The organism is Psychrobacter sp. AOP31-B2-9 (assembly GCF_052378005.1).
Classification (GTDB): Bacteria; Pseudomonadota; Gammaproteobacteria; order Pseudomonadales; family Moraxellaceae; genus Psychrobacter.
Genome location: NZ_JBQSXG010000231.1, coordinates 1 through 2,588 on the forward strand (window position 1 = coordinate 1; position 2,588 = coordinate 2,588).

At 43.7% G+C, this 2,588-nt stretch carries 3 protein-coding genes and 1 other annotated feature; of the genes, 2 read left to right on the plus strand and 1 reads right to left on the minus strand.

The features are described 5' to 3' along the window. Positions 1-171: 171 nt before the first annotated feature. A protein-coding gene (locus tag ACT3SX_RS14690; RefSeq protein WP_444761813.1) for an IS3 family transposase occupies positions 172-1,352 on the minus strand; the annotation gives its coding sequence in 2 pieces (ribosomal slippage) (positions 172-1,076 and positions 1,076-1,352; 1,182 coding nt in all). Beyond that, positions 961-1,077: a sequence feature (AL1L pseudoknot), on the minus strand. Its footprint overlaps the gene before it by 117 nt. Positions 1,353-1,413: 61 nt before the next feature. Between ACT3SX_RS14690 and ACT3SX_RS14695 the strand changes: the two genes are divergently transcribed. Next, on the plus strand, positions 1,414-2,076 hold the full coding sequence (locus tag ACT3SX_RS14695; RefSeq protein WP_443529477.1) for a TniB family NTP-binding protein: 663 nt from the start codon (positions 1,414-1,416) through the stop codon (positions 2,074-2,076). After that, the coding region (locus ACT3SX_RS14700) for a TniQ family protein (protein ID WP_444519151.1) at positions 2,034-2,588 on the plus strand (555 nt) is incomplete at its 3' end. The genes ACT3SX_RS14695 and ACT3SX_RS14700, both read left to right, overlap by 43 nt.

A 2,588-nucleotide genomic window follows, 5' to 3' on the forward strand; every position in this document is an offset into this window, starting at 1 on the left:
TACTGGCGAAGCGTCTGCTCACGATGCAGCGCGCTAAAGATGAAAACCCGATACGTTGGGGAACTCAAGAGGTGAGGAACTGCGAGCCTGTAGGGCCAACAACGCTAAATCCTGCAAAAGAACAACAACAGCAAAGATTACAAGCCGCTTAATTTGGCTTGATGGTGACAACTACCTTGAAAAACTCCGGGGTGACACATATCCAATCGTGCTATGTAGACGCTTCTTGTTGAACCAATCGACCCATTCTAGGGTTGCCAGTTCAACATCGTTCACACCAGTCCAGTTCTGCTTTAAATAATGAATCACCTCAGACTTGTAAAGCCCATTGACCGTTTCAGCCAATGCGTTGTCATAAGAGTCGCCTGTTGTACCAACAGAGGCAATCACGCCAGAGTCCGTCATCTTATCAGTATAGCGAATAGATAAGTACTGAACCCCTCGATCACTGTGATGAATCACATCTTTAGGATTATTCCTATCTGCTATCGCTTGATTGAGCGCGGCCATCACCATATCGGTGTTCATGCGATTGGATACTTTCCAGCCCACAATGGCACGAGCGAACACATCAATAATAAAAGCAGTATAAACCCAGCCACTCAGTGTCTTGATATAGGTAAAATCTGCAACCCACAGCTGATTAGGACGATGGGCATTAAAGTTACGATTGACCAAGTCGTCAGCACGCTTTTGGTCGTCACGGCTGTTGGTGGTAATCTTACCCTTACCGCGCCAGACACCTTGTAAGCCGTGCTGTCTCATTAAGCGCTCTACGGTGCAGCGTGCGATATAAATGCCATCTGCCTTCATCTGCCGCCAGACTTTGCGAGCACCATAGCGACATTTGCTGTCCTGCCAGATGCGTTTAATCTCGCTGAGATAGTAGTCGTCATGCTGACTGCGCAGTGAACGCCTTTCAGGGCAGCACTCTAGGTCTTTAGTACGGTGATAGGTTGACGGGGCAATCGGTAGTACTCTACAAATCAGCTCGACCCCATAACTACCTCTATAGTTATCAATAAACTGAACCATTATCTGGGTGGACGGTCGAGCTCCGCCTGGGCGAAAAAAGCAGCAGCCTTACGTATAATCTCATTGGCTTGCTTGAGCTCTTTGTTCTCGCGTTCAAGCGCTTTGATACGCTCTTTGTCACTTTGAGCCTGCACTGAGGCGGGAATGGTTTGGTCTATGTGCTTTTTATGCCAGGATCGCAGTGTCTCAGGCGTACAGCCAATCTTTGACGCTATGGCTTGAATGGCTGACCATGTAGAAGGATAGTCGCTCGACGCTTCAATCAGCATGCGAACGGCGCGTTCTTTAATCTCAGGAGTGTAGGTTTGTCTTTTCATTGTCGTATTCTCTCAGAATGTTGAGTCTCCGACAATCTCGGGGCGGTTCATTAAGCAGTTTGTGAAACGTTTTGGTGATAGCTATATTGATGATGACTTAAATCTAGTAGTCCCTGTTATTTCTATTCAAGCACCGCCTTCAGCAAGTGAGAAGGACTTATATGTTGCTCTCATTGATGCCTTATCGTTGCCTTACAATATATCCAACTCAACAACTAAATTTCGCTATCAAGTTGTGCATTCTTTACTTGAGACTCAAGTGAAAATTATTGTTATCGATGAGATTCATTCAATGCTCACAGGTACAGCAAGACAGCAACGCCAAATCATGAATACCATAAAATACTTATGTAATCAGCTTCAAATACCAATTGTACTAAGTGGGACTAAGGATGCTGTCCGAATCTTGCATACTGACCCACAGCATGCTAGTCGTTTTGATGTCGCAGAGTTACTGCTATGGAAGAACGATAGAGAATTTAGAAAATTAGTGAGTACTTTTGAGCATGTTTTGCCTCTTAAAAATCCCTCTAATCTGATAGAGCCTACAAAACTCAATCTCATACATAGCATTAGCGGTGGCTGCATAGGTAATGTTAAAAGGTTAATGATCGAGTGTGCTAAAGAGGCCATTATTAACGGGACAGAAGAAATTACGATTAAGTCTATTGAGGATAAATCATGGTTACGACCAAAAAGAGGAATTCGCACAATTATTGGATAAAACCTTTGACCTTTTCAACCCCACTTTTAGAGGGTGAGAGTGTAGGCTCATGGATTATAAGGGCGTCACTTTCTCAGAAGTGTACTCTTACTACCTTTATGGGGTTTTATTGGCAACACGTAAATGACAGGTTAGATCGATATGATTTTGATAAAGGGTTTGAATACGTAAAGCCTGATGTTCACGAGGATATGGCTATATTGGCAGAAACGACGGTTGATAGGTTTAACAAACAGACTTTGACAAGCTTTGCTAGAGAACAGGGATTGATTTCACATAGTTCTAGCGCTTTAAAGTGGACACTCCCACTATCACGCAGACATCTATATGGGAGATTTGGACATCCATATTGTCCTGATTGTATGGCCGACAATGAAAAGTCTCATTTAAAGCTCCGATGGCGATTAGCTTGGTCAGTTTACTGTGATGAGCATCATAGGGTATTGCAGACAAATTGTCCTCACTGCGATATACCCTATCAGCCACTCTTAGCCAAAATTGAAAATAAGTAT